This window comes from Micromonospora mirobrigensis (assembly GCF_900091555.1).
Lineage (GTDB): Bacteria > Actinomycetota > Actinomycetes > Mycobacteriales > Micromonosporaceae > Micromonospora > Micromonospora mirobrigensis.
The window spans coordinates 277,107-303,708 of sequence record NZ_FMCX01000001.1 but is presented as its reverse complement, the minus strand read 5'-3'; the positions used below and the strand labels follow the sequence as shown (position 1 = coordinate 303,708).

Genomic DNA, 26,602 nt, shown 5'->3' with positions numbered 1-26,602 from the left:
CGGTGACCGACCCCGCCGACCTCGCCCACGCCGTACTCCTGCGGGTGGCGGAGTTCGTCCGTGCGCTGCCCCCCGACCAGCTCGCCGCGTTGGCCGACGGCACGGCGAAGCTGGCCGTGGTCGACCGGACCCGCCGCGCCGCCCGGCCGGCCGCCGCCCCGGCGCCGGCCGGGGTGGACGCCGACCGGGTCCGCACCGACCTGGCGGCGATCGGCGACCGGACGGCCGGCGCCCGCTACCTCGCCGACCTGAAGCTCACCGTGGCGAAGCTGCGGGCGCTGGCCAAGGAACTGGGCATCGCCGTGCCCAGCAAGGCCAAGAAGGCCGACATCGAGCACGACATCCTCCAGTGGACGGTGGGGCGCCGGCTCGACTCGGCCGCCATCAGTCGTCCGCCGGCCGCCCGGAACTGACCCCGTCGGCGGGCAGCAGCTCCCGGATCTCGGCGAGCACGTCGGCCCAGAACGCCGGCGGGGCGGCGCCCCGCAGCTGACCGGCCAGGTGCTCGGCCAGCCGGTGCGCCTCCCGCCGGGTGAACGCCACGTCCGGCTCGACCAACGGCGGGCGGGGACGGACCGGCGCGTCCAGCGGCACCGGGTCACCGGTGCAGACGATGTCGAGGTGTCCGGTGGTGCGGGTCAGTGCCACGTAGAGCAGCCGGTGCCCGCGCTCGTCGCTGGCCACGATCTCCACCGGCTCGACCACCACCACCGCGTCGAACTCCAGGCCCTTGGCCTCCTGCGGGCTGATCAGGTTGACCGCGCCGCCCAGCTCCCCCCGGTCGGCGCTGCTCCACGCCACGCCGTTCGCGGCCAGCGCCGCCTCCACCGGCCGCCGTTGCCGGGGCGGGCAGACCACCCCGACGAACCGGCCGGCCTCGGCGTGCTCCCGCGCCACCGCCACCGCCCGGCCGGCCAGCTCGGCCAGGCCGACCCGGTGCACGCCGGTCTCCGCCGGGCCGTCCCGCACCACCTCCACCGGCGCCACGCCCGGCGCGGCCACCGGCAGCAGCGGCGCCGCCGTCGCGTACGCCTGCCGGGGTACGCGGTAGCCGTAGCGCAGCGCGGTCACGGTGGCCGGGTGGACGGTCGGCAGGTGGGCGAGCACCTCGTCCCACGAGTCGCGCGCCCAGCTCCCGGTGGACTGGGCCAGGTCACCGACGACCGTCAGCGACCCTTCGCTGCGCCGGGCCACCGCGCGCAACTGCATCGGGGAGAGGTCCTGCGCCTCGTCGACCACCACGTGCGCGTACCGCCGGCCCGGCCCGTCGATCAGGTGCGCCAGCTCGTCCAGCAACGGCAGGTCCGCCGCCGACCAGGTCTCCCGGGACAACCGGTCCGCGCCCCGCCGGTGCAGCGCCGCGACCTCGGCCGCGGTGAACTCGCCCCCGGCGGCCGCCCGCAGCCGCGCGGTGGAGCCGAGCAGACCGCGCAGCAGCCCCGTCGGGGTCTGCTGCGGCCAGAGCCGCTCGGTGAGGTTGCCGACCGCGTCCGCCCCGGCCCCGGCGACCCCGGTCCGGGCCGTCACGAGGGCGGCGAGCCGGTCGCGCAGCAGCCGACGCCGACCCGCGTACGGCAGGGCGGCCGCCCGCACCGCGGCGAGCGCCTCCGCGACCTGCGCACCGGGCAGCGTGACGAACCGGCCGCCGACCAGCAGCCGCTCGGCCGGATCGGGTACGCCGACCCGGGCGTCCAGCGCGCGGGCCAGCAGACCCGCCATCCGGGCCTCGCCCTTGATCCGGGCCACCCCGTCGGGCTCGGTGCGGCCCCTCGGCACGTCCGGACCGAGCCGGCCGACGTCGCGCAGCTCCACCCCGTCGTCGCCGAGCGCCGGCAGCACCTGGCCGATGTAGCGGACGAAGGTCGGGTGCGGCCCGACGACAAGCACGTCGGCGGCGGACATCTCCTCCCGGTGGTTGAACAGCAGCCAGGAGACCCGGTGCAGCGCCACCGCGCTCTTGCCGGTGCCCGGACCTCCCTCGATCACCAGCACCTGGTCGCGGGGCGCGCGGACCAGCGCGAACTGGGCCGCCTGGATGGTGGCCACGATGTCCCGCATGCTGCCGGTACGACCCCGGGCCAGCTCGGCCAGCAGGCGCGCGTCCACCGCCTCGGCGATCTCGGCGAGGATCGTGTCGGTGAGCTCCTCGATGGTGTTTCCGGTGCAGGTGAAGGCGCGCTTGCGGCGTACCCCGGCGGGGTTCTCGGGGGTGGCCGCGAACCAGCCGGCGGCGGCCGGCGCGTGCCAGTTGACCACCAGCACCTCGCCCTCGGCGTCCCGGATCAGGTGCCGCCCGACGTACAGGCTGTCACCCGCCTCGGCGTCCACCCGGCCGAACGCCACCGCCTCGTCGGCCGCGCCCAACGCCCGCTGCGCGTCCTCGGCGTACCGGCGCAGGTGCGCGGCGGCGCCGGAGTGGGCGGCGGCGGACGGCAGCTGCCGCAGATGGTCGCGGCGCCGGTCCCGGTGCGCCGCCGCCGTGTCGAAGTATGCCTGCTCGGCCGCGATGTCGGCTGCCCTGGACGTCACGAACCCTCCCCACACCCGCCCGGCCGCCGGGACCGACGGGATTCGATCCGGCCACCGTACCGGCTGGGTCCGACCGGGCGTCGGCTGTGGAGGGTCGCCCACCGACCTTGCCCCTGCCGCGATACTGGGACCGTGGCTGTCCTTCGTCGGGTGCTCGGTCGGATCCGTGACGCACACCGGGCCCGCTGGCTGCGGCGCGTCCTGCTGGTCGCGGCCATCGGTGCGCTGGTGGCCGGGGGGACCACCGGCGGCAGCGTGGTCTGGGTACGCTCCGGCGCGGCCGGCCACACCTTCACCGTCGACGACGTTCCCGAGGCGCCGGTGGCGCTGGTGCTGGGCGCCCAGGTCGACCCCGACGGGCAGCCCTCGGCGTTCCTGGCCGCCCGGCTGGAGATCGCGCGGCAACTCCTCGCCGCCGGCAAGGTCCACGCCATCCTCGTCTCCGGCGACCACATGGACTGGGGCTACGACGAGCCGGGCGCGATGCGCCGGTGGCTGGTCGACCGGGGGGTGCCGGACCGGAAGGTGGTGCTCGACCACGCCGGCTTCGACACCTACGACTCCTGCGCCCGGGCCAGGCGGATCTTCGGCGTACGCAGCGCCACCGTGGTCACCCAGTCGTTCCACCTCGATCGGGCGGTGACCCTCTGCCGGTCTCTCGGCGTGCAGGCCAACGGGGTCGGCGACGAGACGGCCAGGCGCTACGCGCCGCTGTGGAGTCGCGGGGTCGTACGCGAGTACGGCGCCGCGGACAAGGCGGCGTGGGACGTGCTCTCCGGGCGCGACCCGGTGCACCTGGGCCGGCACGAGACCGGCGTCGAGGACGCCCTGCGGAGCTGAGGTGCCCGTTTCCAGGGGCGGTCGGGGGGCTGCTATCGTTTCTCCCCGTTGCCGATGAGCGCCGCTAGCTCAACTGGCAGAGCAGCGGACTCTTAATCCGCGGGTTCGGGGTTCGAGTCCCTGGCGGCGCACCAAAGATCAAGGCTCCGACCTGGTGGTTCACACCTGGCCGGGGCCTTGATCGCGTTCGTGGCCGGTCAGGGCGGCCGCCTTGCGCACCAGCACGGACCGCTCACGCCGGTTGGCGCAACGCCGGGCGGCCAGCTCCAGCTCGGCGCGCGCCTCCGCCCGCCGATCGAGCCGGGCCAGCAGCTCCCCGCGTACGCTCGGGACCAGATGTGAGCCGGGGAGCCGGTCCAGGGCGATCAGCTCGTCGACGATGGCCAGGGCCTGCGTCGGGCCGGAGCCCATGGCGACGGCGACGGCCCGGTTGAGCTCGACCACGGGCGAGGGGGCGACGCGGCCCAGCGCCTCGTAGAGCAGCACGATGCGGTCCCAGTCGGTCGCCTCGACCGAGGGCGCGGACGCGTGCGCGGCGGCGATCGCGGCCTGCAGGCCGTAGGGCCCCAGGCCGCGCCTCGACGCCCTGACCAGCGCGGCCAGCCCCCGGCGGACCGCCGAGTGGTCCCAGCGGCGCCGGTCCTGGTCCGCCAGCAGGACCGGCGAACCGTCCCTGGCGGTCCGGGCCGGGAAGCGCGCGGCCGTCAGCTCGCAAAGGGCCAGCAGGCCGTGCACCTCCGGCTCGTCCGGAAGCAGGGCGGCCAGCGTGCGGGCCAGCCGGATGGCCTCGTACGCGAGATCGGGACGCAGCAGGCGGTCGCCGGAGGTGGCCGTCGACCCCTCGGTGAAGATCACGTAGAGGACGCTGAGCACCCCGCCCAGGCGCTCCCGGCGCTCGTCCGCCTCGGGCAGCGCGAACGGCACTCCGGCCGCCGCGATCGTCTTCTTGCCCCGGGTGATGCGGGCCTGCACCGTCGGCACCGGCACCAGGAACGCGCGGGCGATCTCCTCGCTGGACAGGCCGCCGACCACGCGCAGGGTCAGCGCCACCCGGGCCTCGCGGGAGAGCACCGGGTGGCAGCTGACGAACATCAGCGCCAGGACGTCGTCGTCGATCCGGTCGGGGTCGGCGTCGTCGCCGTCGACCGCCGGGTCGCTCGCCGCCAGCAGGGCGTACCGGTCCCGCAGCGCGGCCCGGCGGCGGATCATGTCGATCGCCCGGCGCCGGGCCGTGGCCATCAGCCAGCCGGCCGGACTGGCCGGCGCGACCCGCGGCCACGACACCAGCGCCTCGGCCACCGCCTCCTGGGCGGCGTCCTCGGCCAGCCCGAAGTCGCCGGTGAGTCGGGTCAGCGCGGCGACGATCCGCGCCGACTCGATCCGCCACACCGCCTCGACGTCGGCCGGCCCCATCAGACCCGGCCGGCGCCCCGGCTGCCGACCCCTTCCGCGGCGACCTGCTCACGGTCCTGCGGCAGCTCGTCCTCCCCGGCCACCCGCCGGACCTCGATCTTCGATCCGGGAGCCGCCGGGACCCGCCGGGCCCACTCGACCGCCTCCTCCTTCGAGGCGACGTCGAGCAGGAAATAGCCCCCGAACAGTTCCTTGGTCTCCCCGTACGGCCCGTCGGTGACCACCGGGACCTCGCCGCCGAAGTCGACCACCACGCTGCGGCTCGCGTCGTCCAGGCCCTCGGCGGCGAGCAGGACACCGGCCTTGACCATGTCCCCGATGAACTCCCGCGTCGCGGCCATCAGATGCTCGATGTCGGCCATCATCGCCGCGTTCGACTGGTCGGTGCCCCGCATGATCAGCATGTACTTCGACATCCGCTTCTCCTCACCGGCCGGGTCGCCTCTCGACCCTCGCACCCTCAGGTCGAACGGGCGGCCCGTCGATCGACACCGCCCCGGAGGAATTTCCGCCGCGCCCTGGCCGGGTGCGATGCTCAGGCGCCGCGCAGTTCCCGGCCGGCCCGGTTGAGCCACGCCAGGGCCCGGACGCTGTCGTAGGTACCCGCCTTCAACTGCGCCGCGGCGTTCGACGCGCTCTGGTACAGGCGCTCCGCCTCCGGCGTGCCCTTGCACTCGATGGCGAGCACGGCGAGCGCTTCCACGCTCTCCCAGCTGCCCGGTTTCAGGGACGCGGCTGCTTCCAGGGCACGTTGCAGCGGCGGGCGCTGGTCGTGGCGGTTTCCGAACATGAGTTTCCCCTGCCGTGAACTGAGTTGGTCGGACGGCGTGCCGGGTCGACCCTAGAGCCCGCTCAGGCCGGCTGTCGCTCCCGCAGTTCGTCGGCGAAGACGGTGAGCACCCGGCGCAGCTCGTCGCGCACGTCGGGGCGTACGACGAGACCGTCGTCGCCCACGGCGTCGCGCGGCACGACCAGCCGGACGCTCGCGGCCTCGCTGAGCTCGGCGGCGACGTAGCCCAGGACGAGCCGCAGGGTGGCCTGCGCCCCGTCGCCCCGGCCCGGGGCGGCGACGTTGAGGCTGGCCACCGGCCTGCCGTCGAGCTGGCCACCGCCCACCGTCCAGTCGAGCAGGTTCTTCAGGCTGCCGGGCAGGGTGCCCGCGTACTCGGGGGTGCAGAGCAGCACGCCGTCGGCGGCGTCGAGCCGGGCCCGCAGCCGGGCCACGGCCGGGGGCAACTGCACCGACTCCCGGTCGTCGTCGGGGTTGAACGCCGGCAGGGCGGCCAGCTCGTCGTAGAGCTGGGTGTGGACGCCGTCGGGGGCGACGGCGGCGACGGTCCGCAGGGCGGCCGAGTTGGTGGACGCCGCCCGGGTGCTGCCGGAGATCAACAGGATGGTCGGCGGTGGGGTGTCGGCGGCGTACCGCAGCTCGTCGCCGTCGGTGCCGGTGTGCCGGAAGCCGGCGCGTTCCAACACCCGCCGGCTGGGCCGGTTGCCGGCCTCGGTGCCGGCGACGACCCGGCGCACCTCGGGGCGGGACAGCAGGTGCCGGGTGAGCGCCGCGACCACCTCGGCGCCGTGGCCGTGTCCGCGGTGGGGGGCGGCCAGTCCGTACCCGATCTCGATGTCGCCGTGCTCGTCGGCCGGCCCGTGCACCCCGCAGTCGCCGATGACGACGCCGTCGAGGGTGACCAGCCAGCCGAAGGAGTGGCCGTCGGCGATGCCGCCCAGGCCGTCCAGGGTGTCGTCGTGCGGCCAGCCGTCGGCGACGGTGAGGCCGGCGAGGTCGCCGGCCCGGACCGCGCTGGCGGCCGGGCCGTCCAGGGGTTCCAGCACCAGACGTCCGGCGACCAGCCGGGGTACGGATTTCGAGATCATGGGATCACGTTCTAGTCCGCATGGCCGCGCGGCGCCAGCGGGTTTCGGGGTGCCGACCGGGTCCCTGCCGGAGGCCCGGTCGGCGCCGCTGATGTCTCAGTCGCAGCCCAGCGCGCTGCGGTATCCGGCTGGCCGGTCTCCGTCGGCCACCTTGTCGGCGTACTCCCAGAACACCTCGGGATAGTCGCCGGCCTCGTTCATGTCGTGCAGCACCTTCCATTTGTGGCTGCTGCGCAGCGCGTCGACGGCGCGCTTCGCGGCGGCGTCGTCGCCGGCCTTGCGGGCCCGCAGCCATTCCTCGATCCAGCCGCAGCCGACCCGGGCGGTGACCTGGGCGCCGAACTGGTAGGAGTCGTTGACGCCCAGCTCGCTCAGCGCGGCCTTGTCGAAGCCCGGGGGGAGTGGCACGTCGGCGAGGACGGTGGCCGCCCGCTCCTCGATCCGGTCCGGGGTGACGATCTCCGCGGGCAGCGCGGCCAGCCAGGTCCGGACGTCGACGCGCACCACGGCGGCCAGCATCCGGTCGAACTCGGCCCGCCGCATCCCGCCGGCGCGCAGTTCGACGAAGGAGCCGTCGCGGGGGCGCAGCATGACGGCGAAGTCGTTCCCGCTGTAGCGGAACAGGTCCGCGGGTTGACCGTCCACGGTGACCTTCTCCGGCTTGCTGACGCCGAGCCGGTCCCGGTAGTAGTTCTGGTGTTGCTCGGCCGGGTACCAGTTCATCTCCACCTGTCGGTCGCCGTTGGTGAAGCCGATCGTGCCCTGCTTCTCGGTGAACCCGTAGACGGTGGTGGCCTTCCAACCGGGCTGGTCGATCAGCAGGCGGGGGTTCTGCTCGGCGGCCTTGAGCACCATCGCCGAGTAGGCGACCGCCTGCGGCCCCGCCGAGGCGGTGACGGGGGTGACCGGGGACGCCTGGCGGCCGTCCGGGGGCGCGGGCCGCAGGGCCGTGGCGGCGACGAAGCCGGTGAGCAGGACGGCGGCGACACCCGCGGCGGCGAGGCCGCTCACCAGCCCGCGGCGGGCCGGTCGTGGCGGGGGCGGTTCTTCGGTGGCGGGGGCCAGGGTCGGCGTGGACATGATCTCCTCCAGGAGATGTTGCGCGACCCCGTCGAGGTGCCGGACGGCCTCCGGCCGGTACGGGTCGGCGTCTCGGACCATCCGGTCCAGGTGCTCGTCGGTCATCTGCCCTCCTCGGGGATGCGTACGGCCATGACACCGGGTTCATGTCCGGCCGGCCCGGCTTCGTCACGGAGGATGTCGCGTAGCCGGGCCCGGGCCCGGCTCAGTCGGGTGCGGACCACGGCCGGGCTGACCCGCAGCACCGTGGAGATCTCCCGCGGCTCCAGGCCCTCCCAGAAGGTCAGCATGAGCACCTCGCGGTCCAGTTCGCCGAGGCGGGCCAGCGCCGATCGGACGGCGAGTCGCTCCGGGACCTGGCTGCCGGGGTCCGCCGGTGGACCGCCGCGCAGCCGGTGCCGCAGCCGGTCGCCGAGCCGTTCCCGGCGCTGGGTGCCGCGGTGGTGGTTGGCCAGCACCCGCCGGGCCACGCCGTAGAGCCAGAGCCGGGTCTCGGGTTCCGGTGGCACGTCCCGGCGACGCCAGGCGACGAGGAAGACCTCGGCCACCACGTCCGCGGCGTCCTCGGGCTGCGCGACCCGGCGCAGCGCGTACGCCAGGAGGCGGTCGAAGTTGGCCGCGTAGACCTGGCGGAAGAGGTCCTCGTGCTCGATGCCGGCGCTCACGTCCCTCCCATGTCCGGACGGGCATCCATCGTGACAGCCCGATGCCGACAGTTTCGTCAACCATAGGTTGACGCAGGGGCATCGTCAACCTATGGTTGACGCATGACGGAACCTTCGCAGCAGATGAGTCACCCCATCCGCCTCGACGACCTGATCGCCGGGATCAAGAAGGCGCGGCCCGACGCGCTCGACCAACTCTCCGACGCGATGGTGCTGGCCGAACACCTCGGGGACGTCGCCGACCACCTGATCGGCCACTTCGTCGACCAGGCCCGCCGCTCCGGCGCGTCCTGGACCGAGATCGGCAAGAGCATGGGGGTGAGCAAGCAGGCCGCACAGAAGCGGTCCGCGGCCAAGTCGGACTCGGCCGCCGCCCTCGACCCGAACGCCGGGTTCGCGCGCTTCACGCCACGCGCGCGCAACGTGGTGATCGCCTCCCAGGAGGAGGCGCGGGCCGCCGGAACGCCGGAGATCGGCCCGGCGCACCTGGTCCTCGGCCTGCTCGCCGAGCCCGAAGCGCTGGCCGCCAAGGCGATCGTCGCCGCCGGCGTCGCCCTGGACGACGTCCGGGCCGCGGCCACCGCCGTGCTGCCACCGGCCGTCGAGCAGGTGCCGGACCTCATCCCGTACGACGGCCGCGGCAAGAAGGCGCTGGAGTTGACGTTCCGGGAGGCGCTGCGACTCGGGCACAACTACGTCGGCACCGAGCACGTCCTGCTCGCGCTGATCGAGGAGGAGAACGGCGACGGCCCGTTGACCGGCCTCGGGCTGACCAAGGAGTCGGTCGAGAAGTGGGTCGCCGCCGCGTTGAAGCAGGTCACCATCGGCCAGTGACCGCGCGGGGGAGTGGGTTCCCCCGCGCCGGGGATCACTCGGACGGCGGCGTCGGACAGGGTCGGTCAAGGACCTTCACCGACAGGAGCACGCCGATGACGACCGTGAGCATTTCGAGAGGCACCGCCCGGCCGGTCCCACGTTGGGCGGAGTGGGCAGCACGTGCCGTGCCGTGGCTGGTGCTGCCCTCCGGCCTGTGGCGGATCGCGTTGGGGCTGGGTGTCCCGGTGGGGTTCACCGGCGAGCTGGCCCGGCTCTTCCACGGCCCGGGTTGGATCACCCCGTACGTGATCGCCCTGACCGCGCTCGCCGAGGCCGCCGCGCTGCTCACCCTCGGGCTGGTGCGGCGGTGGGGTGAGGTGCTGCCCCGCTGGGTGCCGTGGTTCGGCGGCCGGGCCGTCCCGGTCGGACTCGCGGTCACCGTCGCCGCCCTCGGGGTGCTGGCGCTGACCGCGCTCGCCGTGCCCACCGTGGCGGCATGGAACGGCCCGCAGAACATGGGGGATCCGGACGCGCCGCAGGGCCTCGCCGGTGCCGTGATGACCGCCTGCTACGCCCCGCAGCTGGCGTGGCCGCCGCTGCTCGCCGTCGTCACGTACGCCTACTGGCGGCGGCGCCGGGGCGAGGGTCAGTCGGCGGTGGGGAAGCCGTAGCGGGCCGCGTGCTCCGGGTCGGCCGGGTCGACCTGGCGGATGCCGGCGTCGGCGAGCCGCTTGTTCACCTCGTCGAGCTGTTCCCGCACCAGCCGGGCCTCCTCCTCGGTGACCCGGCCCCGGTGCGGTCGGCCGGCGTGCTCGATGGTGCCGTAGTCGATCTTCTCGGCGGCCCGGCGGGCCTTCGGTGGCCTCACCCGCTCGGCGGTACGCAGCAGCTGGGCCATCGGCACGTCGGTGGCCATCGCGTCGAACTCGCTGGCGGTGAGCACCACCCGACGCGGCTCGCCGCCGCCGTGCCGGTCGTGGATCTCCACCACGGCCACGTCCAGCGCGGCGTCGTCGATGCTCTCCACCTCGATCGCGGTGGCGTCCAGTTGCACGGGTCCGGCCACCAGGTCGGGGTGCTCCAGCACGACGACCTTGACCACCTCGTCGTCGGTCCCCAGCACGGTGCCGGTGAAGTCGGAGACGTGGATCGTCTTCTTGCCCATGCGCGGAGCATCTCCCGTCGTACGCGAAATTTCGGACCAGAGGACGCTACCCGACAGGTGTGCGAAGGCCGTGCGCGGAGCGCCGCGGTGTGTCGTCGCTTTCGCTGCCGCTCTCGCTCACAGACTGCCCTGCGGCGCCACCCACTCCATGGGCTGCCCGGTGAGGCCGCCGATCCGGTCGTAATCGGCGTCGTAGTGCAGCACCGTCGCGCCGTGTGTCTCCGCAGTCGCCGCGATGATGAGGTCCGGCAGGCGGAAGTTCCGGTGCTGGCTGTCCGCGGCCAGCATCCGATGAACTTCCGGTGCCCGATCCATGGCGGAGGACGTCACATCGATCCACCGGTGGCCGTGCAGGGCCTGCCAGAGGATCTCGTAGCCTTTCGGGTGCGGCGCGTTGTTCAGGTACTCCAGCCAGGTCAGCTGGCAGGCCGCCAGGCGCCCCTCGGCGAGGAGGGTCTCGAACCGTCGCCGCACTGCGGCATGCCGTCCCTGGAGGACGTAGACCGACGTGTCGGCCAGGTATATCTGCCCAGCCATCACGCCGCCCCCGCGCCCCGCGCGTCCTCCGTCAGGCGGCTCAGGTCACGCCCGCCGCCGTGTCGCCACGCCTCGATCGAGCCGGAGAAGTCCATCTCCACCTGGTCGAAGGCGGCGACGATCTCCTTGGCGTGACGGCGAAGCGCGACGGCGTGGAGGGCGGCGTTGATGGTGGCGACCTTGGTGTCCGTCCCCAGCACCTCTCGCGCGGCATCGAGCCACTCGTCGTTGACGTCCACGGTGATGCGTGTCATGAGGCCGGAGGTACACCAGAAATCGTCGCTTGGGCGCACCAAAATGCGGTCACCGATGGTGCGTCAGTGGGCGGTGAGGCCGCGCCGGGTGGAGGTGCCGGCGGGCAGGGCGTTCAGCTCGGCCCAGGACGGCGAGTCGCCCGAGCGAGCCTCCCGGTACGCCGGCTGGGCCGGGAACCGCCCGGCGGCCATCGCCACCTCCCAGGCGCGGTCGGTGTCCTGCTGGTACCGGTCATTCGACTGATTAGGCATGACCATTACCGTCCCAAAGGAAGTTGTACATGTATGGAAATAGATATGACGCACCGTCGATGTCTCCGGTTCCGCGCGGGCGTGACGCGGGTGAGGTATCGGTGATGTTCGGTACGTCTACCCGGCCGACCGGCGGTCCAACCGACGGTCGAGGTTGTTTCGGTTGTCGTCGGGCAACCGCCCGGGAGTGACCGACGTCGCTTTGCTAATACCCCTAGGGGGTATACCGTGGCGGGCATGGAGAACCGGAACCTCACCCGGCTGGCCGTCGCCGCCACCCTGCACTGCCTCACCGGCTGCGCCGTCGGCGAGGTGCTCGGCATGATCGTCGGCACCGCGCTCGGCTGGCACAACCTCGCCACCGTCCTGCTCTCGGTCGCGCTGGCCTTCCTCTTCGGCTACGCGCTGACCATCCGGCCGGTGCTCCGCTCCGGCCTGCCGCTACGCTCCGCCGTCGGGGTGGCGCTCGCCGCGGACACGGTGAGCATCCTGGTGATGGAGGTGACCGACAACGCCGTCATGCTGGGCGTCCCCGGCGCCATGGACGCCGGCCTCACCAGCTGGCTGTTCTGGGTCAGCCTGCTGCTGGCCCTCGCGGTGGCGTTCGCGGTGACCGTGCCGGTCAACCGGGCGCTGATCGCCCGGGGCCGCGGTCACGCGGTGGCGCACCGGTACCACGGCGGCCACGCCGACCACGAGCACCACGCGGATCAGGGCGGACGAGCCGACCAGGACAGCCGTGGCGGCCACGTCCAGCACGGCGGTGGCTCCCGGGCCTGATCGGGCGTCGCCCGCACGCCGCGGGCGTACCCTGATCTTGAAGGATCCGGATCGAGCGGGGGGTGACCAGGTGCTGGACCGGCGACTCCACCTGCACCTGGCCACCTGGCTCGGGCAGTGGCCGGCGGGCCCGGGGCTGCACGTGGTCCGCTCCCGCCGCCGTGACCTGCCGGCCTGGGACGGCCGGCTCCGGCCGGCGCTGGCCGTCGGCGCCCCCGGCAGCGTGGTGCTCTCCGTCGGACCGAGCCGGGTCGACGCGGTCCGGGCCCTGGCCCGCCAGGGCGAGGAGCGGCTCCTCGCCGGGCTGCCCGCCGCGGTGGGGCATCCGGAGTGGGTGACCCACGACGGATCGTTCCGCTGGTGCGTGGCCCCCGCGCCGCTGCCCGACGCGGGGGAGTGGGTGGCGTCCACCGAACCCGGATTCCCGCGCTGGCTGCGACTCTTCGGCCCGGAGGTGCTGGTGGCCCGGGACGCCGACGGCGGCTACCTGGCCGGGGTCGGCGTCAAGCGGCACGACGCGCACGGACACGAGCTGGCCGTCGGGACGGCCCCGGAGGCCCGGGGTCGGGGACTGGCCCGGCGGCTGATCGCGCAGGCCGCCCGCCGGGTGCTCGACGAGGGCGCGATCCCCACCTACCTGCACGACGCCGGCAACCGGGCCTCCGCCCGGGTCGCCGAGGCGGCTGGTTTCCCGGACCGGGGCTGGCGGTCGTTCGGGGTCTTCCCGCCCTGAGCCGACCCCGGGTGTGGCGGCCGACGGCACTGGGTAGGTGGCGGGGTCATGGCAGAGCAGCGCGATCCCGAGCCGGAATCCGTCCCGCCCGCCCGCCGGGCAGCCGACACCGAAGCGGCGGGGCCGCCGGGCGCCGACACCGTGGCGGAGCCGACCCGGCGCCGCGACCGCACCCGCTACCTCTACCTGGCGGTCATCGCCGCCGTGCTGGCCGGCATCGCGGTGGGATTCCTCTTTCCCGACTTCGCGAAGTCGCTCAAGCCGCTCGGCACCGGCTTCGTCAACCTGATCAAGATGATGATCGGCCCGGTGATCTTCTGCACGATCGTGCTGGGCGTCGGCTCGGTCCGCAAGGCCGCCCAGGTCGGCAAGGTCGGCGGGCTCGCGCTCGGCTACTTCCTCACCATGTCGACCGTCGCGCTGGCGATCGGGCTGGTCGTCGGCAACCTGATCCACCCCGGACAGGGCCTCAACCTCGACGACTCGCTCGCCGCCGCCGGCCAGAAGGCGGCCGGCGGTGAATCCGAGGGGACCGTCGACTTCCTGCTCGGCATCATCCCCACCACCCTGTTCTCCGCGCTCACCGAGGGCGAGGTGCTCCAGGCGCTGCTGGTGGCGCTGCTGGTGGGCTTCGCCGTGCAGAGCCTCGGCCGTCGCGGCGAACCGGTCGTCAACGCCATCGCCGCCCTGCAACGGGTGGTCTTCAAGGTGCTCGCCATGATCATGTGGCTGGCACCGATCGGCGCGTTCGGCGCCATCGCCGCCGTGGTCGGCGAGACCGGCGTGGACGCGCTGAAGAGCCTCGCCCAGATCATGCTCGGCTTCTACGCCACCTGCGCGATCTTCGTCTTCGCCGTGCTCGGCGCGCTGCTCTGGTTCGTGGCCCGCATCTCGATCTTCAAGCTGCTGCGCTACCTGGGCCGCGAGTTCCTGCTGATCCTCTCCACCTCCTCGTCCGAGTCGGCGCTGCCCCGGCTGATCGCCAAGATGGAGCACGTCGGCGTCGCCCGGCCCGTCGTCGGCATCACCGTGCCGACCGGCTACTCCTTCAACCTCGACGGCACCGCCATCTACCTGACCATGGCGTCGCTGTTCATCGCCGACGCGCTCGGCAAGCCGCTCTCGATCGCCCAGCAGATCTCCCTGCTGGGGTTCATGATCATTGCCTCGAAGGGTGCGGCCGGGGTGACCGGCGCCGGTCTGGCCACCCTGGCCGGTGGCCTCCAGTCGCACCGCCCCGAACTCGTCGACGGCGTCGGCCTGATCGTCGGCATCGACCGGTTCATGTCCGAGGCCCGGGCGCTGACCAACTTCGCCGGAAACGCGGTGGCCACCGTCCTGGTCGGCACCTGGACCGGGCAGTTCGACCGGGACCGCGCCCAGGCGGTGCTGGCCGGGCGGGACCCCTTCGACGAGCTCACCATGCTCGACGAGGACGACGCGCACGGCGCGCCCGCCACCCCGGGCGACGAGACCGAGGCGGACGCCCGGCTGGCCGACCCGCGGGTGCCGGTGCCCCGCTGACCGCAGCGGCGCGGACCGTGGATCCCGGGCCGGATCCACGGTCCGCTGCCTCATCCCCAGACCCCTCCGTGGCGGACCGGTGGCTGACCACCGCCGCTACCGCTGCTGACGCTACGTATCGGCAGGATCGGCTGACAAGCGGCCAACCGTGCCTTGCTGCTGTCCGTTAGTGGACTTGACCTGCGAAAAAGGGAGGAGTGGCGGCGCCGGTACCGATCACCGAGGGTGCCGGCGTACCGCGCAACCGGGGCCTCCGGGAAGGCCCGGCGACCGGTCGCGCCGGCCGTGGTCGATCCGCCAGCGCAGCCGGTATGGTCGACCAACGGCTGCCCGCTGCCGGGCGGTCACAACTCCTTCTCTTTCTCCCGATGGGGTGGCCCATGGACGTGGACGTGCGGGACGCCGCAGGCGGTCGGGTCATCCTGAGCCCGGCCGGCGAACTCGACCGGGTCGCGGCCGACCACGTCGAACGGGCCTTCCTCGACGCCGTCGGACGGCCCGGCGCCCGCGAGGTCCTCGTCGACCTGACCCGGGTGAGCTTCCTCGACTCCACCGGCATCCGGGTGCTGCTGCGCGCGGCGGACGCCGCCACCGAGCGAGGCGTCCGGCTCCGGGTCACCGACCCGCAACCGGTGGTCGCCCGGATCCTGCGGATCACCGCCGTGGGCCCGGTGCTCGGCTGGGCCGACGACGAGGCGTACCGGCCGGCGGGAGGCGTCCCGCAGTGGCGCCGCCTCGGCTGAGCCACGACCCGTCAGGGCACCGACCGGTCGGCCGCCGCCGGTGACCACTGCACCAGCAGCAGCGTGGCGTCGTCGGCCAACTCACCCGCCTGGTGGTCGGCGACGGCGTGGCTGAGCCTGCGCAGCGTCTCGGCCGGAGGGAGCGCCGAGCCGGTGTGCCGCTCCGCGAGGTCGGCCAGCCGGGCCGCACCGAACAGCTCCCCGGCCGCGTCCCGCGCCTCGGTGACCCCGTCGGTGTACAGCAGAAGCCGATCCTCCGGTTCCCAGCGCAGCTCCGCCGGCTCCGGCGCCGGCCCGGACAACCCCAGCGGCAGGCGCCGGCCGCCGGTGAGGTCGTGCACGGCGTGCCCCCGGCGCAACAGCAGCGGCGCCGGATGACCCGCGTTGACGTACCGCAGCACACCGGTGGCCGGGTCGAAGGTGGCCAGCACCCCGGTGACGAACCGGGCGTCGGCCCACTCGGCGCGGACCGCATCGTCGACCGCGCGCGCCTGCTCCAACAGACCACCCCCCGCCCGCCGGGTCGCCCGGATCGCCGCCAGCGCCACCGCGGTGGTCAGCGCGGCCGGTAGGCCGTGCCCCACTCCGTCGAGGATCGCCAGGGAGATCACCCCGTCGTCCAGCGCGTAGTCGAAGGCGTCGCCGCCCACGTCGTAGCAGGGCTCCAACAGGCCGCTGATCACCGTATCGCCGGTGGCGAAGGTCAGTGGCGGCAGCAGCTCCCACAGCAGCTCGGCGGAGACCGCCATCGGCCGGCTCCGGGTGGCCCGGCGCAGGTTGTCGCCGTACGCCCGCTTGCTGGTCACCAGGTGGCCGATCAGCCCGGCGACCAGCCGGCAGCCGTCCCGGACCGACCGGTCCGCGGGGTCCGTGCCCGGCGGCAGCGACACCTCCAGCAACCCCAGCCGGTCGGTGCCGTTGACCACCGGCACCCAGAGCCGGGCCGGCTCACCCTGCGCCGCGTACGGCTCGAGCAGGGTGAACGCGCGGCCCGGCAGGCTGCCGTCGATGGACAGCGGATCCCGCGCCGGGCGGGCCGGGTCGGGCAGCGGCCGCAGCCGGTGCTGCTCCACGTCGACCAGGTAGACCGTCACGGCGACGCCCGAGCCCGCCAGGGCGGTGTTCACCGCCATGGTCAGGTCGTCCGGCGCGAGCCGGTGCGCCCGGTCGACCAGGTCGGCCACCGCCCGCTGCCAGATGTCGGAGTCGGTCATACCGGTGCCCAGTACCCGCCGGTCGGCCGGTTCAGACCAGCCCGAGCACCTCCGCGGCGGCCCGCCCGTTGGCGTGGCTCGCACCGTAGGTGGTGACGAAGGCCCGCGCCCCCGCCGGCCGCCAGGCCGCCGGCCAGCCCATCTCCACCACCGTCGTCGGATGCGCGGCGGCCAGCGCGGCCACCAGGTCCGATGCGCCGGGCAGCCGGTGCAGGTGCCGGCCCACCAGCACGATCGGCCGGGCCCCGGCGAGCCGGCGCAGCTCCTGCGGGTCGGCCTCCTCGGCCACCACCCGCACCTGCTCGACGTCGGTCAGGTGCGGGCCCAGCCCCCACGGCACCCGACCCTCGGCGATCGTCGAGGCGGCGTACACCTGCACCACCAGCGGCCGGTCCAGGCCGTCGACCGTCCCCTCCACGCGGACCGCCCGCCGGGCGGCCGCGTACCCCAGGTCGGCCGTCGCGGGGACGGCCGTCGCCGCGCGGGTCCGGGCGGCCAGCGCGGCGGTACGCTCCGCCGCCTGCTCCACCCGCACCCGGTCCAGCCCACCGTCGCCGATCGCCGCCACGATCCCGGTGACCACCCGCTCGACCAGCGACGCGTCGACCTTCGCGCCCACGCAGAGCAGGTCCGCCCCGGCGGCCAGCGCGCGCACGGCGGCCGGCCCCACTCCGCCGGCGGTCAGCGCCGCCCCCTGCATCTCCAGCGCGTCGGTGACCACCACACCGGTGAAGCCGTACTCGCCGCGCAGCAGGTCCACCAGGACCGCCCGGCTGAACGTGGCCGGCCCGTCGCCGGTGAGCGCCGGGACCCGGATGTGCGCGGTCATGATCGCCTCCACCCCGGCGTCGATCACCGCGGCGAACGGCGGCAGGTCACGCTCCCTGAGCACCGCCGGAGGCACGTCGACCGTGGGCAGCTCGTGGTGCGAGTCGGCGACCGTCGCGCCGTGACCGGGGAAGTGCTTGGCGCAGGCCGCCACCCCGGCCGCCTGGAGACCGAGCACCGCGGCGGCCGAATGGGCGGCCACCCGGAGCGGGTCGGCGCCGAACGAGCGGGTGCCGATCACCGGGTTCTCGTCGGCGGTGTTCACGTCCACCGTCGGCGCCAGGTCCAGGGTCACGCCGAGCGCCGCCAGCTCCGCGCCGATCGCCGCGTACACCTCGCGGGTCAGGCCCACGTCGTCCACCGCGCCGAGCGCCGCGTTACCCGGGTACGGGCTGCCCGTGGCGTGCGCCAGCCGGGTGACGTCGCCGCCCTCCTCGTCGATGGCCACCAGCACGTCGGCCCGCCCGGCCCGCAGCGCGGCGGTGCTCGCCGCCACCTGCGCCGGGTCGTGCACGTTCGTGCCGAACAGGGTGTGCCCGGCCAGCCCCTCGGCCACCAGGTCGACCGCCCAGTCCGGCGGAACCGGCCCCGGGTACGCGGCCAGCAGCGTGCCCAGCGCCAACCGGCGCAGTCCTGGATCCAGCCCCACCACATTCCTCCTTCGACGCCCGCCGGTACGGGTGACCGACCTGACCGGGCCGGCCGGCGGCGCTGCCCGGTCGCCCGGGTACCGCCGTTCCGGGCGGCCGATACGCTACGGGAACCGCCCCCGGGTCGGTTGGTCAACAAAGTTTACGGAAACCTGAGGACGTAACATGAGTGCGACCCGGCTGCCCGGTACCCCCCGCCTGTTGCGGGCGCTCAACGACCGCGCGGCGCTGGAGCTGCTGCTGGAACGCGGGCCGCTGACCCGGGCCCGGCTGGGCGAGCTGACCGGGCTGTCCAAGGTCACCGCCTCGCAGCTGGTGGAGCGGCTGGAGGAACGCGGCCTGGTCACCCGGGTCGGCGAGCAGGCCGGCGGGCGCGGCCCGAACGCCCAGCTCTACGCCGTACGCCCGGGCAGCGCGCACGTGGTCGGCGTGGACGTCGGCGCCGACCGGGTGGTGGCCGCCTGCGCCGACATCACCGGCGCGGTCAACGGCCGGGTGGAACAGTCCACCCGGGACACCGACGACCCGGTCGGCGTGGTGCACAACGCGGTGGTCCAGGCGGCCCGCAGCGCCGGCGCGGAGTTGTCCACCGTACGGCGGGTGGTGCTGGGCACCCCCGGCCTGGTCGATCCGGCCACCGGCGACATCACCTTCGCGTTCAACCTGCCCCGCTGGCATCGGGGGCTGCTCGCCGCGCTCCGCGAGGACCTGCGCATCCCGGTGGTCTTCGAGAACGACGTCAACCTGGCCGCGGTCGCCGAGGCGCAGTCCGGCGCCGCCGGGGGCGTTCCGGACTTCGTGCTGGTCTGGGTGGGCGCCGGCGTCGGCCTGGCGATCGTGCTCGGCGGCCGGCTGCACCACGGCAGCACCGGCGCGGCCGGCGAGATCGGCTACCTGCCGGTGCCCGGGGTGCCGATCCCGCGCGACGTCTCCCGCCGGGCCAAGCCGGCCTTCCAGCAACTGGCCGGGGCGGACGCGGTCCTCGCGGTGGCCCGCGAGCACGGTTTCCCCGCCCCGGACGCGGCGGCGGCCGTGCGGGCGGCGATCGACGCCGGCACCGCCGGCGGCCCGATGCTCGACGAACTGGCCCGCCGGCTGGCCCTCGGCGTGGCCAGCACCTGCGTGGTGCTGGACCCGCCGCTGGTGGTGCTCGCCGGTGAGGTCGGTCAGGCCGGTGGCGCGGCGCTCGCCGAGCGGGTGCAGCACGAGGTGGCCGCGATCACCCTGGTCCGCCCCCGGGTGGTGGTGACCGGGCTGACCGAGGAGCCGATCCTGCGCGGCGCGCTGCGCACCGCGCTGGACGCGGTCCGCGACGAGGTCTTCGGCTCCACCGTGGGCTGAGCCGGCCGACCCGCGGACGGGCCGGCCGGCGGTCCCTCAGATCAGGTCGCGGCGGCGGAACACCGCGAACGCCGCCACCACCAGCACCGCGGCGACCGTCAGCAGCACCGGCAGCGACTCGGCCGCGGTCAGCGACCACACCCCGGAGCAGTCACTCCGGCCGTAGCAGACCACGTCCGTGGAGAACTGGATGCGGCCGTTGAGCCACGCCCCGACGTAGCTGGAGAGCACCCAGCGCTCCGGGCTGCGGACGTCCAGGATCTCCATCACCACCCGGGCGCCGCCCTCCCAGACCACCACGTACCCGGCCGCCGCGCCGAGCGCCGCCGCGGTGTGCCGGCCCAGCGTGGCGATCGCGAAGCCCACCGCCGTGCCGAGCAGCACCAGCAGCAGCCCCCGCCCGAACAGGCCGCCCAGCGAGCGCCAGAACGCGTCGTCCAACCGCCCCGGCCGGCCCGCCCACTGCCCGATCAGCCAGAACGTCGCCAGGTACGCCGCCGACGCCAGCACCGACAGCAACAGCACGCCGCCGAGCAGGGTGCCCAGCTTCGCGCCCAGCACGGCCAGCCGGCGCGGGCGCCAGAGCAGCAGGTTCACCACCCCGCCGGAGTTCAGGTCCGCCCCGACGTAGGACGCCCCCACCAGGAAGCCGAAGAGCAGCAGGAAGGCGATCAGGAAGAACAGCAGCGGGCGCGCCTCGTCGGCGAAGGTGAACACGTTGTAGAGGAAGTCACCGGCCACCGGCAGCCGCTCCTGCTGCGCCGGATCCAGGAACGAGCAGTCCTCGGGGTATTCGTCGGCCTGCCCCTGCGGGGCGCTGCCCTGGTGGACCGCCACGCAGTTGCGGTAGCTGTCCTCCATGCTCTGCTGCGCCTCGACGGCCTGCCGCTCGGCCGACGCCAGCTCACTGGCGGTGGGCTGGTGCGAGTCGGCCAGCGTGGTCGCCGCGGTGATGCCGAAGGCGAGCACCAGCAGGACCACCATCAACTGCACGAAACGGCGGGCGGCGAGCCGCTCCGCCTCGGCACGGACCAGTCTCACGCCTGCACCTCCCGGTTGTCGCCCACGGTCACGTCCAGGTCGATCGTCGATTCCGACCGGCGCGGCGCCGGCAGCACCGAGTCGTCCACCTGCCGGGGCTCGGCCCGGTCCGGCGCGGTGCCGGTCAGCTCCAGGAAGACGCTCTCCAGGTCGGGTCGGAGCGGGGTCAGCTCGCGAACCCACAGGCCCTGCTCGCCGAGGGTCCGGGAGATCACCTCCGGGTCGGCCAGCCCGGTCGCCACCAGGTGGTCGCCGTCGGCGGTGACCGGAACCCCGGCGGCGGCCAGCAGCTGGGCGGCGTGCCCCGGGTCGGCCACCCCGACCCGCCACTGGTGCTGGTCGAAGCCGGCCAGCACCTCCTCCACCCGACCGGCCGCCACCCGGCGGCCCCGGGAGATGATCGTCACGTGGTCGCAGATCAGCTGGATCTCGCCGAGGATGTGACTGGAGAGCAGCACGGTCACCCCCGCCGCGGCCAGCGACCGGACCAGGTCCCGCATCTCCCGGATGCCCGCCGGGTCCAGCCCGTTCGCCGGCTCGTCGAGGATCAGCAGCTCGGGGTTCTTCAGCAGCGCCGAGGCGACCGCCAGCCGCTGCTTCATGCCCAGCGAATAGCCGCGGACCCGCTCGTGGCCGCGGTCGCGCAGGCCCACCTGCTCCAGCACCTCGTCGACCCGGGTGGTGGGCACTCCGCCGGCGACCGCGAGCAGGCGCAGCGTGCGGTGCGCGGTGAAGTTGCCGAAGAACTGTGGGCTCTCCACGATCGCGCCGACCCGGCCGGCCACCTCGGCCAACCGCTGCGGCGACTCCGCGCCCAGCACCCGCATCCGGCCGCTGTCGGACCGGACCAGGCCGAGCAGCGCCCGCAGGGTGGTCGTCTTGCCCGAGCCGTTCGGGCCGAGGAAGCCGTGCACCTGGCCGGCCTCCACCAACAGGTCGAAGCCGTCCACCGCCACCCGGCGGCCGTGCCGCAGGCTGTGGAACGACTTGCGCAGGCCGTCGATCTCGACGACCGCGCTCATCCGGCGGCCTCGCCGTCGCGTACGGGCATCAGGTGTCCTCTCCCGGGGTGACTCATGACACGGCGCCCCACCCTATGGCCGCCCGGCCGCCCGTGGGGGGCACCCACGCGGTGCGTGGTTGGATGGGCGGGTGACTGTGGATGCGGATCTGGTGGTCAGCCTGGACGGGGTGGCGGTACGCCGGTCCGGCACCGCCCTGCTGGACGGCGTCGACTGGCGCGTCGAACTGGACGAACGGTGGGTGGTGCTCGGGCCGAACGGCGCCGGCAAGACCACCCTGCTGAACCTTGCCGCCGGCCGGCTGCACCCGACCGTGGGCACCGCGCACGTGCTCGGCGAGCGGATCGGGCGTACCGACGTCAACGAGCTGCGGACCCGGATCGGCCTCTCCACCGCCGCGCTCGCCGAGCGGCTGCCGGCCGAGGAGAGGGTCACCGACGTGGTGGTCACCGCCGCCTGGTCGGTGGTGGGCCGCTGGCGGGAGAGCTACGACCCGGGCGACGAGCGGCGGGCCCACGCCCTGCTCGGTCAGCTGGGCATCGGCCACCTCGCCGACCGGGCGTACGGGACGCTGTCGGAGGGGGAGCGCAAGCGGGTGCAGATCGCCCGGGCGCTGATGACCGACCCGGAGCTGCTGCTGCTCGACGAGCCGGCCGCCGGGCTTGACCTGGGCGGCCGCGAGGACCTGGTCGCCCGGCTGGCCGAGCTGGCGTACGACCCGGACGCGCCCGCCCTGGTGCTGGTCACCCACCACGTCGAGGAGATCCCGCCGGGCTTCACCCACGCGCTGCTGCTGCGCGACGGCGGCGTGGTCGCCCAGGGGCTGCTCGGTGACACGCTGACCGCCGACAACCTCTCCAAGACCTTCGGCCTGCCGCTGCTGGTCGAGCGGCGCGGCGACCGGTTCACCGCCCGCGCCGCCTGACCGGCCGGGTTCCCACTCGACCCTCGGAGGAGAGCCGGTGCGACAGACCCGCGTCGTGGTGGTGGGCAGCGCCAACATGGACCTGGTCGCCACCGCGGCCACCCTGCCCCGGCCGGGGGAGACGGTGCTCGGCACCGACTTCGTCACCGTCCCCGGTGGCAAGGGCGCCAACCAGGCCGTGGCAGCGGTACGCGCCGGCGCCGCCTGCACGTTCCTCGGCGCGATCGGCTCCGACTCGTTCGGCGTCACCCTGCGGGCCCGGATCACCGCCGCCGGGGTGGACACCGGCCAGCTGCGGGTGGTCTACGGCACCTCCGGCGTGGCCCTGGTGATGGTGAACGCCGACGGCGAGAACCTGATCACGGTGACGCCCGGCGCGAACGGGTCGTTCACCGGGCTCACCCCCGAGGAGCTGGCCGCCGTACGCGACGCCGACGTGCTGGTCACCCAGCTTGAGGTGCCGGTCGAGACGGTGACCGAGGCGGCGGTGGCGGCCCGGGCGGCCGGCACCCGGGTGATCCTGAACGCGGCGCCGGCCCGGCCGGTGCCGGCGGAGCTGCTCGACGCGGTGGACGTGCTGGTGGTCAACGAGACCGAGGCGCAGGCGCTCACCGGCCACGGCCGGGAGGACCCGCACGCCCTGCTGGCGCTGGTGCCCCGGGCGGTGCTCACCCTCGGCGGTGAGGGCGCCTGGTACGGCGACCGGGACGGCACGGCCGTGCACGTCCCGGCCGTCCGGGTGGAGGTGGTGGACTCCACGGCCGCGGGCGACGCGTTCACCGCCGCGCTCGCGGTGGCCTGGGGCGAGGGGCGGGACCTGCTGGATGCCGTGCGCTGGGCGGCGGCGGCCGGGGCGGCCTGCTGTCGGCGGCTGGGCGCCTCGGTGGCGCTGCCCCGCCGGCACGAGATCGACGAGCTCTACGCGCCGGCCTGACGCGCCGGGCCGTCCGGCCGGACGGTCAGCTCTCCGGTTCGTCGCTGAGCCGCTCGCCGCGGCGGCGCAGCATGCCCAGGCCGGGGATGCCGGCCACGGCGAGTTTCAGGTCCCGGGTGACGTCGAGCAGGTCGTGCAGGTCCGGGCCGACCCGGTCCAGGGTGGCCAGGATCGGCAGCACGTCGGCGGTCAGGTGCTCCTTGAGCTTGGGCAGCTCGTCGACCAGCCGGATCGCGGCGGTGACCTCCTCCTGGCTGAGTTCCGCGACGAACCGGTCGGCCATCGGGGCGCCCCGCCGCAACGCCGGCTCGTACGCGGCCAGCAGCTCCGTCGCGGTGGTGGTGGCCCCGGTGGCGGCGTCGATCGTCCCGGCGGCCCGGCGGGCCACCGCGTCCGCCTCGCCGACCACCCCGCCCGCCGCGACGGCCACCTTCTCGGCGTCGGCGACCACCGTCAGGGCTGCGGCGGAGACCCGCTCGGCCTCACCCACCACGACGGCGGCCGCCGCGGCCACCTCGGTGGCGTTGTCGATGGCGGCGGTGGCGGCGGCGCTGATCACAGCCACCTCGCGGACCGCCGACTCGGCGTCGTCGAGGACCCGGTCGGTGCGGTCGAGCGTCCCCTCGATCCGGTCGACCACCCCGTTGATCCGGGCCAGCAGCGCCTCGACGCCGTCGAGCACCGCGAAGGCGCGGGTGGGCACGGCGGCGAAGGACGCCGCCTGGTCGAGGGCGGAACGGGTGAGACCGACGACCGCGGTGGGCCGGGGGAGGGGAATCGCCATGGTCCCAGTGTGCGTCGGTCCGGCCAGGAGCGCCGGGTGGTGGCCGTCCGGGTGGTGGGGCGCACGCGTCCCGGGCGGTAGGGTGCGGCCATGTCGGCCCGCCCCGCAGGTCGCGTCCCGGCCACCCGCGCGACAATGCTGCTCGCCCTGCTGGCCCTGCTCGCCGTGCTGCTCGGCGGCGTCCGGCTGGCCCAGGCCGACGCCGGGCTGAGCACCCGTCAGGTCACCGTCGACGGCGTGCCGTTGACCGAGGTGCGGGCCGGGTCGTCGCCGGGCCGGCACCCCGGGGTGGTGGTGGCGCACGGCTTCGCCGGCTCGGCCCGGCTGATGCGTCCGCTCGCCGACACGGTGGCCCGGCACGGCGCGGTGGCGCTGCTGCTCGACTTCGCCGGGCACGGCGCGAACCCCGCCCGGCTGCCCGGCGCCGGCCGCGACGGCTCCGCCGCGCGCGCCGTGCTGGAACACGACCTGGACGTGGCCGTGGCGCACCTGCGGGCCCTGCCGGACGTGGACCCGGACCGGATCGTGCTGGTCGGCCACTCGATGGGGGCGGGTGCGGTCACCCGGTACGCCGCGACGCACCCGGAGATCGCGGCGACCGTGGCGGTGTCGTTGCCGGACGCGGGCGCCCTGCCGTACGGGCGGCCCCGGGCGTTGAGCCTGGTCGTCGGGGGCGCCGAGTTCCCCGACTTCCGCCGGGCGGCGCAGGAGGCGGTGCGCGCCGCCCCGGCGGGGGAGCGGAGCCTGACCGTGGTTCCGGGGACCGAGCACATCTCGGTGCTCTTCGCCCGGCGTACCCACGACGCGGTGGTCGCGGCCCTGCCCGGCGGGGCGGCCGGCCCGCCGCCGCGGCCGGGCGCCCGGTTGGTCGGCGCGGGTCTGCTCCTGCTCGGCCTGGGGCTCGGCTTCGTTCCGCTGGTGGCGGCGTTGCGGGGCCGACGTCGGAACGGCGCGGAGGCCGCCGAGGTGCGGCCGGCCGCCGGCTGGTGGCTCCTGCTCGGCGCGGTGACGGTCGCGTCCGGGTTGGCAGCGGTCGCCGCCACGGTCGCGCCGACCGTCCGGTTGCCGCTGGCCGTCGGCGGCTACGTGACCGGATACCTGCTGCTCACCGGGCTGCTGCTGGTCGCGCTGGCCCGCCGGCTCGCCCCGCCGGCCCGGGACGCCGGCTCGCGGTCCGCGCCGCTGGCCGCCCTCACCATCGGGTACGCGCTGCTGTCGGTGGCCGTGCCGATCCACCTCGGCTTCACCGCGGCGTGGCCGGTCGGCGCCCGCTGGTGGCTGCTGCCGGTCGTGGCGGCGGGCTGCCTGGTCTTCCTGTTCGGCGCCGAGCGGGTCGCGGCGGGCCGAAGTGGCCGCTACGCCGCCGTGCTCGCCCTCACCGTGCTGGTCCTCGCCGGTGCGGCGGTGGCCGGGCTGGCGCCCGGGTTCGTGCTGCTGGTGGTGCCGCTCTTCGCGGTGCTGGCGGGGTGGGCGGCGGCCTGGGCGGCGGTGCTGCGCCGGGCCGGCGCGCCGGGCTGGCTGCCGGCCGTGGTGGGCACGGTGCTGCTGGCCTGGCCGATCGCCACCACGCTGCCGCTGGCCTGACTCAGCCCTTTTCGGCGGGGCGTTCGGCCACCCGCAGCGCCCACCAGATCAGCGGCGCCTGCAAGGGCAGCCGGCCGTAGCCGATCGCCCGTTTCGTGGGCCCCCGGTGCCGCCAGTCGGCGGCCATCCGCACGTTGGCGGGGAGCACGGCCACGAAGAGCGCCGCGGCGGCCAGCCCGCCGGCCCGCCGGGTCCGCGGCACGGCCACGGCCGTCGCCACCGCCAGCTCCGCGACCCCGCTGGCGTACGTCCAGAAGCGCGCCGGGCCGGGCAGCCGGCGCGGCACGATCGGGTCGTAGAAGCCGGGTCGCGTCAGATGGGTCACGCCGGCCGCCGCCAGCAGCCCGGCCAGGGCGAGCGCCTCGCCGCGTCGACTCGTCACCGATGGTCTCCCTGCTGCTCGACGGCGCGTTGCACGGCCCGGTAGATCTGCCCGAACCGTAGCGCGTCCGGGGTACGCAGCAACATCACCTCCTGCCCGTGGTGCTGCACCCACAGCTCGTGCACCCGGTTGCCGCGTTCGTAGGAGCGGTCCAGCCAGCCCAGCGGCAGTTCGAGGAAGGGGGTGAGGACCAGCGCGCCGACCGCGCAGGCGGCCAGGATGATCAGGGCCAGCTTCCAGTTGCCCCGGTCCTGCGCCGCCCAGGCCAGCGAGAGCACACAGACCAGCGCGACCAGTGGCGGCAGGGACAGCAGCAGCACCAGGACGCCACGGCCCAGCACCCGGCCCCGGACGGCCAGCGTGGTGACCCCGCGGGCGTGCCAGACGTACGTCACGTCGGCCACCCGGACCGCCCGCCCGCCGACCCGGATCGACTCGGAGGTCACCTGCACGGCGTCGTCGCGGTAATAGAGGGTCATCACCAAGCATTACCACCGGTGTCCAAGCCGGGACACGGGCGACAGGGGCCCTCTTGCTCGCCGGTGGCCGGAGCGGAGATGTCGTCGGCCGTCCTTTCGAGCTGATGTCGTGAACGATTCAGCCCGGTGGCCCGGTGGCCCGGTGGCCCGGTGGCCCGGTGGCCCGGTGGCCCGGTGGTCCGGTGGTCCGGTGGCCCGGTGGTCCGGTG

At 74.8% G+C, this 26,602-nt stretch carries 30 protein-coding genes and 1 tRNA gene; 13 read left to right on the top strand and 18 right to left on the bottom strand.

Features of this window, described 5'->3' with window-relative positions; genetic code table 11:
- The first annotated feature begins 2 nt into the window (after positions 1 to 2).
- The gene (locus GA0070564_RS01435) at positions 3 to 413 is read left to right on the top strand and encodes a hypothetical protein (protein ID WP_091601376.1); all 411 of its coding nucleotides are present in this window, start codon (positions 3 to 5) and stop codon (positions 411 to 413) included.
- Here GA0070564_RS01435 and GA0070564_RS30125 read toward each other — a convergent pair.
- Positions 385 to 2,529, bottom strand: coding sequence for a HelD family protein (locus GA0070564_RS30125; protein WP_141714682.1), 2,145 nt, complete (start codon positions 2,527 to 2,529; stop codon positions 385 to 387). The genes GA0070564_RS01435 and GA0070564_RS30125 overlap by 29 nt on opposite strands.
- 132 nt (positions 2,530 to 2,661) lie before the next feature.
- Between GA0070564_RS30125 and GA0070564_RS01425 the strand changes: the two genes are divergently transcribed.
- Positions 2,662 to 3,369, top strand: coding sequence for a SanA/YdcF family protein (locus GA0070564_RS01425; RefSeq protein WP_245669778.1), 708 nt, complete (start codon positions 2,662 to 2,664; stop codon positions 3,367 to 3,369).
- A gap of 58 nt (positions 3,370 to 3,427) precedes the next feature.
- Positions 3,428 to 3,503, top strand: a tRNA-Lys gene (locus tag GA0070564_RS01420).
- A 25-nt stretch (positions 3,504 to 3,528) separates the two neighbouring features.
- Here the strand turns inward: GA0070564_RS01420 and GA0070564_RS01415 are convergent.
- The 6 genes from GA0070564_RS01415 to GA0070564_RS01390 form a co-directional block, all read right to left on the bottom strand.
- A complete protein-coding gene (locus GA0070564_RS01415) occupies positions 3,529 to 4,782 on the bottom strand; it encodes an RNA polymerase sigma factor (protein ID WP_091601372.1) in 1,254 nt (417 codons plus the stop codon).
- Complete coding sequence (locus GA0070564_RS01410; protein ID WP_091601370.1) at positions 4,782 to 5,198, bottom strand: YciI family protein; 417 nt, start codon at positions 5,196 to 5,198, stop codon at positions 4,782 to 4,784. The genes GA0070564_RS01415 and GA0070564_RS01410 overlap by 1 nt, the downstream gene beginning before the upstream one ends.
- Positions 5,199 to 5,317: 119 nt before the next feature.
- On the bottom strand, positions 5,318 to 5,572 hold the full coding sequence (locus tag GA0070564_RS01405) for a hypothetical protein (protein ID WP_091601368.1): 255 nt from the start codon (positions 5,570 to 5,572) through the stop codon (positions 5,318 to 5,320).
- A 62-nt stretch (positions 5,573 to 5,634) separates the two neighbouring features.
- On the bottom strand, positions 5,635 to 6,660 hold the full coding sequence (locus tag GA0070564_RS01400; protein ID WP_091601366.1) for a GNAT family N-acetyltransferase: 1,026 nt from the start codon (positions 6,658 to 6,660) through the stop codon (positions 5,635 to 5,637).
- A 96-nt stretch (positions 6,661 to 6,756) separates the two neighbouring features.
- Positions 6,757 to 7,845, bottom strand: coding sequence for a hypothetical protein (locus GA0070564_RS01395; protein ID WP_091601364.1), 1,089 nt, complete (start codon positions 7,843 to 7,845; stop codon positions 6,757 to 6,759).
- The gene (locus GA0070564_RS01390; protein ID WP_091601362.1) at positions 7,842 to 8,405 is read right to left on the bottom strand and encodes an RNA polymerase sigma factor; all 564 of its coding nucleotides are present in this window, start codon (positions 8,403 to 8,405) and stop codon (positions 7,842 to 7,844) included. The genes GA0070564_RS01395 and GA0070564_RS01390 overlap by 4 nt, the downstream gene beginning before the upstream one ends.
- Before the next feature lie 102 nt (positions 8,406 to 8,507).
- Here GA0070564_RS01390 and GA0070564_RS01385 point away from each other — a divergent pair, with 102 nt between their 5' ends.
- Together GA0070564_RS01385 and GA0070564_RS01380 are read left to right on the top strand one after the other, a co-directional pair.
- Positions 8,508 to 9,239 carry a Clp protease N-terminal domain-containing protein gene (locus GA0070564_RS01385; RefSeq protein ID WP_091601360.1) on the top strand — a complete coding sequence of 244 codons (732 nt, stop codon included), beginning with the start codon at positions 8,508 to 8,510 and terminating at the stop codon, positions 9,237 to 9,239.
- A gap of 104 nt (positions 9,240 to 9,343) precedes the next feature.
- Positions 9,344 to 9,892, top strand: coding sequence for a hypothetical protein (locus tag GA0070564_RS01380; RefSeq protein ID WP_218104866.1), 549 nt, complete (start codon positions 9,344 to 9,346; stop codon positions 9,890 to 9,892).
- On the opposite strand, the gene GA0070564_RS01375 is transcribed toward GA0070564_RS01380, so the two are convergent.
- The 4 genes from GA0070564_RS01375 to GA0070564_RS01360 form a co-directional block, all read right to left on the bottom strand.
- Complete coding sequence (locus tag GA0070564_RS01375) at positions 9,868 to 10,386, bottom strand: hypothetical protein (protein ID WP_091601356.1); 519 nt, start codon at positions 10,384 to 10,386, stop codon at positions 9,868 to 9,870. The two genes, GA0070564_RS01380 and GA0070564_RS01375, sit on opposite strands and share 25 nt — an antisense overlap.
- Positions 10,387 to 10,503: 117 nt before the next feature.
- On the bottom strand, positions 10,504 to 10,923 hold the full coding sequence (locus tag GA0070564_RS01370) for a PIN domain nuclease (RefSeq protein WP_091604342.1): 420 nt from the start codon (positions 10,921 to 10,923) through the stop codon (positions 10,504 to 10,506).
- Complete coding sequence (locus GA0070564_RS01365; RefSeq protein ID WP_091601354.1) at positions 10,923 to 11,177, bottom strand: DUF2191 domain-containing protein; 255 nt, start codon at positions 11,175 to 11,177, stop codon at positions 10,923 to 10,925. The genes GA0070564_RS01370 and GA0070564_RS01365 overlap by 1 nt, the downstream gene beginning before the upstream one ends.
- A gap of 63 nt (positions 11,178 to 11,240) precedes the next feature.
- Positions 11,241 to 11,429 carry a DNA repair protein gene (locus GA0070564_RS01360; RefSeq protein ID WP_091604339.1) on the bottom strand — a complete coding sequence of 63 codons (189 nt, stop codon included), beginning with the start codon at positions 11,427 to 11,429 and terminating at the stop codon, positions 11,241 to 11,243.
- A 237-nt stretch (positions 11,430 to 11,666) separates the two neighbouring features.
- On the opposite strand from GA0070564_RS01360, the gene GA0070564_RS01355 reads away from it, so the two are divergent.
- The 4 genes from GA0070564_RS01355 (at position 11,667) to GA0070564_RS01340 (ending at position 15,209) form a co-directional block, all read left to right on the top strand.
- Positions 11,667 to 12,209 carry a DUF4396 domain-containing protein gene (locus tag GA0070564_RS01355; RefSeq protein WP_091601352.1) on the top strand — a complete coding sequence of 181 codons (543 nt, stop codon included), beginning with the start codon at positions 11,667 to 11,669 and terminating at the stop codon, positions 12,207 to 12,209.
- Between the two features lie 70 nt (positions 12,210 to 12,279).
- Positions 12,280 to 12,942: a GNAT family N-acetyltransferase gene (locus GA0070564_RS01350; protein WP_091601350.1), complete on the top strand. Its 663-nt coding sequence runs from the start codon at positions 12,280 to 12,282 to the stop codon at positions 12,940 to 12,942.
- Between the two features lie 48 nt (positions 12,943 to 12,990).
- Positions 12,991 to 14,466 (top strand): cation:dicarboxylate symporter family transporter, encoded by a 1,476-nt coding sequence (locus GA0070564_RS01345; protein ID WP_091601348.1) that lies wholly within the window; start codon positions 12,991 to 12,993, stop codon positions 14,464 to 14,466.
- A gap of 380 nt (positions 14,467 to 14,846) precedes the next feature.
- Complete coding sequence (locus GA0070564_RS01340; RefSeq protein ID WP_176730521.1) at positions 14,847 to 15,209, top strand: STAS domain-containing protein; 363 nt, start codon at positions 14,847 to 14,849, stop codon at positions 15,207 to 15,209.
- Positions 15,210 to 15,220: 11 nt separating this feature from the next.
- Here the strand turns inward: GA0070564_RS01340 and GA0070564_RS01335 are convergent, their stop codons facing one another.
- Together GA0070564_RS01335 and GA0070564_RS01330 are read right to left on the bottom strand one after the other, a co-directional pair.
- The gene (locus GA0070564_RS01335; RefSeq protein ID WP_091601344.1) at positions 15,221 to 16,423 is read right to left on the bottom strand and encodes a PP2C family protein-serine/threonine phosphatase; all 1,203 of its coding nucleotides are present in this window, start codon (positions 16,421 to 16,423) and stop codon (positions 15,221 to 15,223) included.
- Between the two features lie 31 nt (positions 16,424 to 16,454).
- Positions 16,455 to 17,900, bottom strand: coding sequence for a glycoside hydrolase family 3 protein (locus tag GA0070564_RS01330; protein ID WP_091601342.1), 1,446 nt, complete (start codon positions 17,898 to 17,900; stop codon positions 16,455 to 16,457).
- 166 nt (positions 17,901 to 18,066) lie between these two features.
- On the opposite strand from GA0070564_RS01330, the gene GA0070564_RS01325 reads away from it, so the two are divergent.
- Positions 18,067 to 19,242 carry an ROK family transcriptional regulator gene (locus GA0070564_RS01325; RefSeq protein ID WP_091601340.1) on the top strand — a complete coding sequence of 392 codons (1,176 nt, stop codon included), beginning with the start codon at positions 18,067 to 18,069 and terminating at the stop codon, positions 19,240 to 19,242.
- A gap of 36 nt (positions 19,243 to 19,278) precedes the next feature.
- On the opposite strand, the gene GA0070564_RS01320 is transcribed toward GA0070564_RS01325, so the two are convergent.
- Both GA0070564_RS01320 and GA0070564_RS01315 read right to left on the bottom strand, forming a co-directional pair.
- Entirely contained in the window at positions 19,279 to 20,283 is a 1,005-nt protein-coding gene (locus GA0070564_RS01320; protein ID WP_091601338.1) for an ABC transporter permease subunit, read from the bottom strand.
- Positions 20,280 to 21,305, bottom strand: coding sequence for an ATP-binding cassette domain-containing protein (locus tag GA0070564_RS01315; protein WP_091601336.1), 1,026 nt, complete (start codon positions 21,303 to 21,305; stop codon positions 20,280 to 20,282). Before GA0070564_RS01315 ends, GA0070564_RS01320 begins: the two co-directional genes overlap by 4 nt.
- 130 nt (positions 21,306 to 21,435) lie before the next feature.
- Between GA0070564_RS01315 and GA0070564_RS01310 the strand changes: the two genes are divergently transcribed.
- Together GA0070564_RS01310 and GA0070564_RS01305 are read left to right on the top strand one after the other, a co-directional pair.
- Entirely contained in the window at positions 21,436 to 22,230 is a 795-nt protein-coding gene (locus tag GA0070564_RS01310; RefSeq protein WP_245669777.1) for an ABC transporter ATP-binding protein, read from the top strand.
- A 37-nt stretch (positions 22,231 to 22,267) separates the two neighbouring features.
- Positions 22,268 to 23,164, top strand: a complete 897-nt coding sequence (locus tag GA0070564_RS01305; protein WP_091601332.1) for a ribokinase — start codon at positions 22,268 to 22,270, stop codon at positions 23,162 to 23,164.
- A gap of 25 nt (positions 23,165 to 23,189) precedes the next feature.
- On the opposite strand, the gene GA0070564_RS01300 is transcribed toward GA0070564_RS01305, so the two are convergent.
- On the bottom strand, positions 23,190 to 23,948 hold the full coding sequence (locus GA0070564_RS01300; RefSeq protein ID WP_091601330.1) for a hypothetical protein: 759 nt from the start codon (positions 23,946 to 23,948) through the stop codon (positions 23,190 to 23,192).
- 90 nt (positions 23,949 to 24,038) lie between these two features.
- Between GA0070564_RS01300 and GA0070564_RS01295 the strand changes: the two genes are divergently transcribed.
- Positions 24,039 to 25,532 (top strand): alpha/beta fold hydrolase, encoded by a 1,494-nt coding sequence (locus GA0070564_RS01295; protein ID WP_091601328.1) that lies wholly within the window; start codon positions 24,039 to 24,041, stop codon positions 25,530 to 25,532.
- A 1-nt stretch (position 25,533) separates the two neighbouring features.
- Here the strand turns inward: GA0070564_RS01295 and GA0070564_RS01290 are convergent, their stop codons facing one another.
- The gene (locus GA0070564_RS01290) at positions 25,534 to 25,914 is read right to left on the bottom strand and encodes a DoxX family protein (RefSeq protein ID WP_091601326.1); all 381 of its coding nucleotides are present in this window, start codon (positions 25,912 to 25,914) and stop codon (positions 25,534 to 25,536) included.
- Entirely contained in the window at positions 25,911 to 26,393 is a 483-nt protein-coding gene (locus GA0070564_RS01285) for a DUF6232 family protein (protein ID WP_091601324.1), read from the bottom strand. The genes GA0070564_RS01290 and GA0070564_RS01285 overlap by 4 nt, the downstream gene beginning before the upstream one ends.
- Between the last annotated feature and the right edge of the window lie 209 nt (positions 26,394 to 26,602).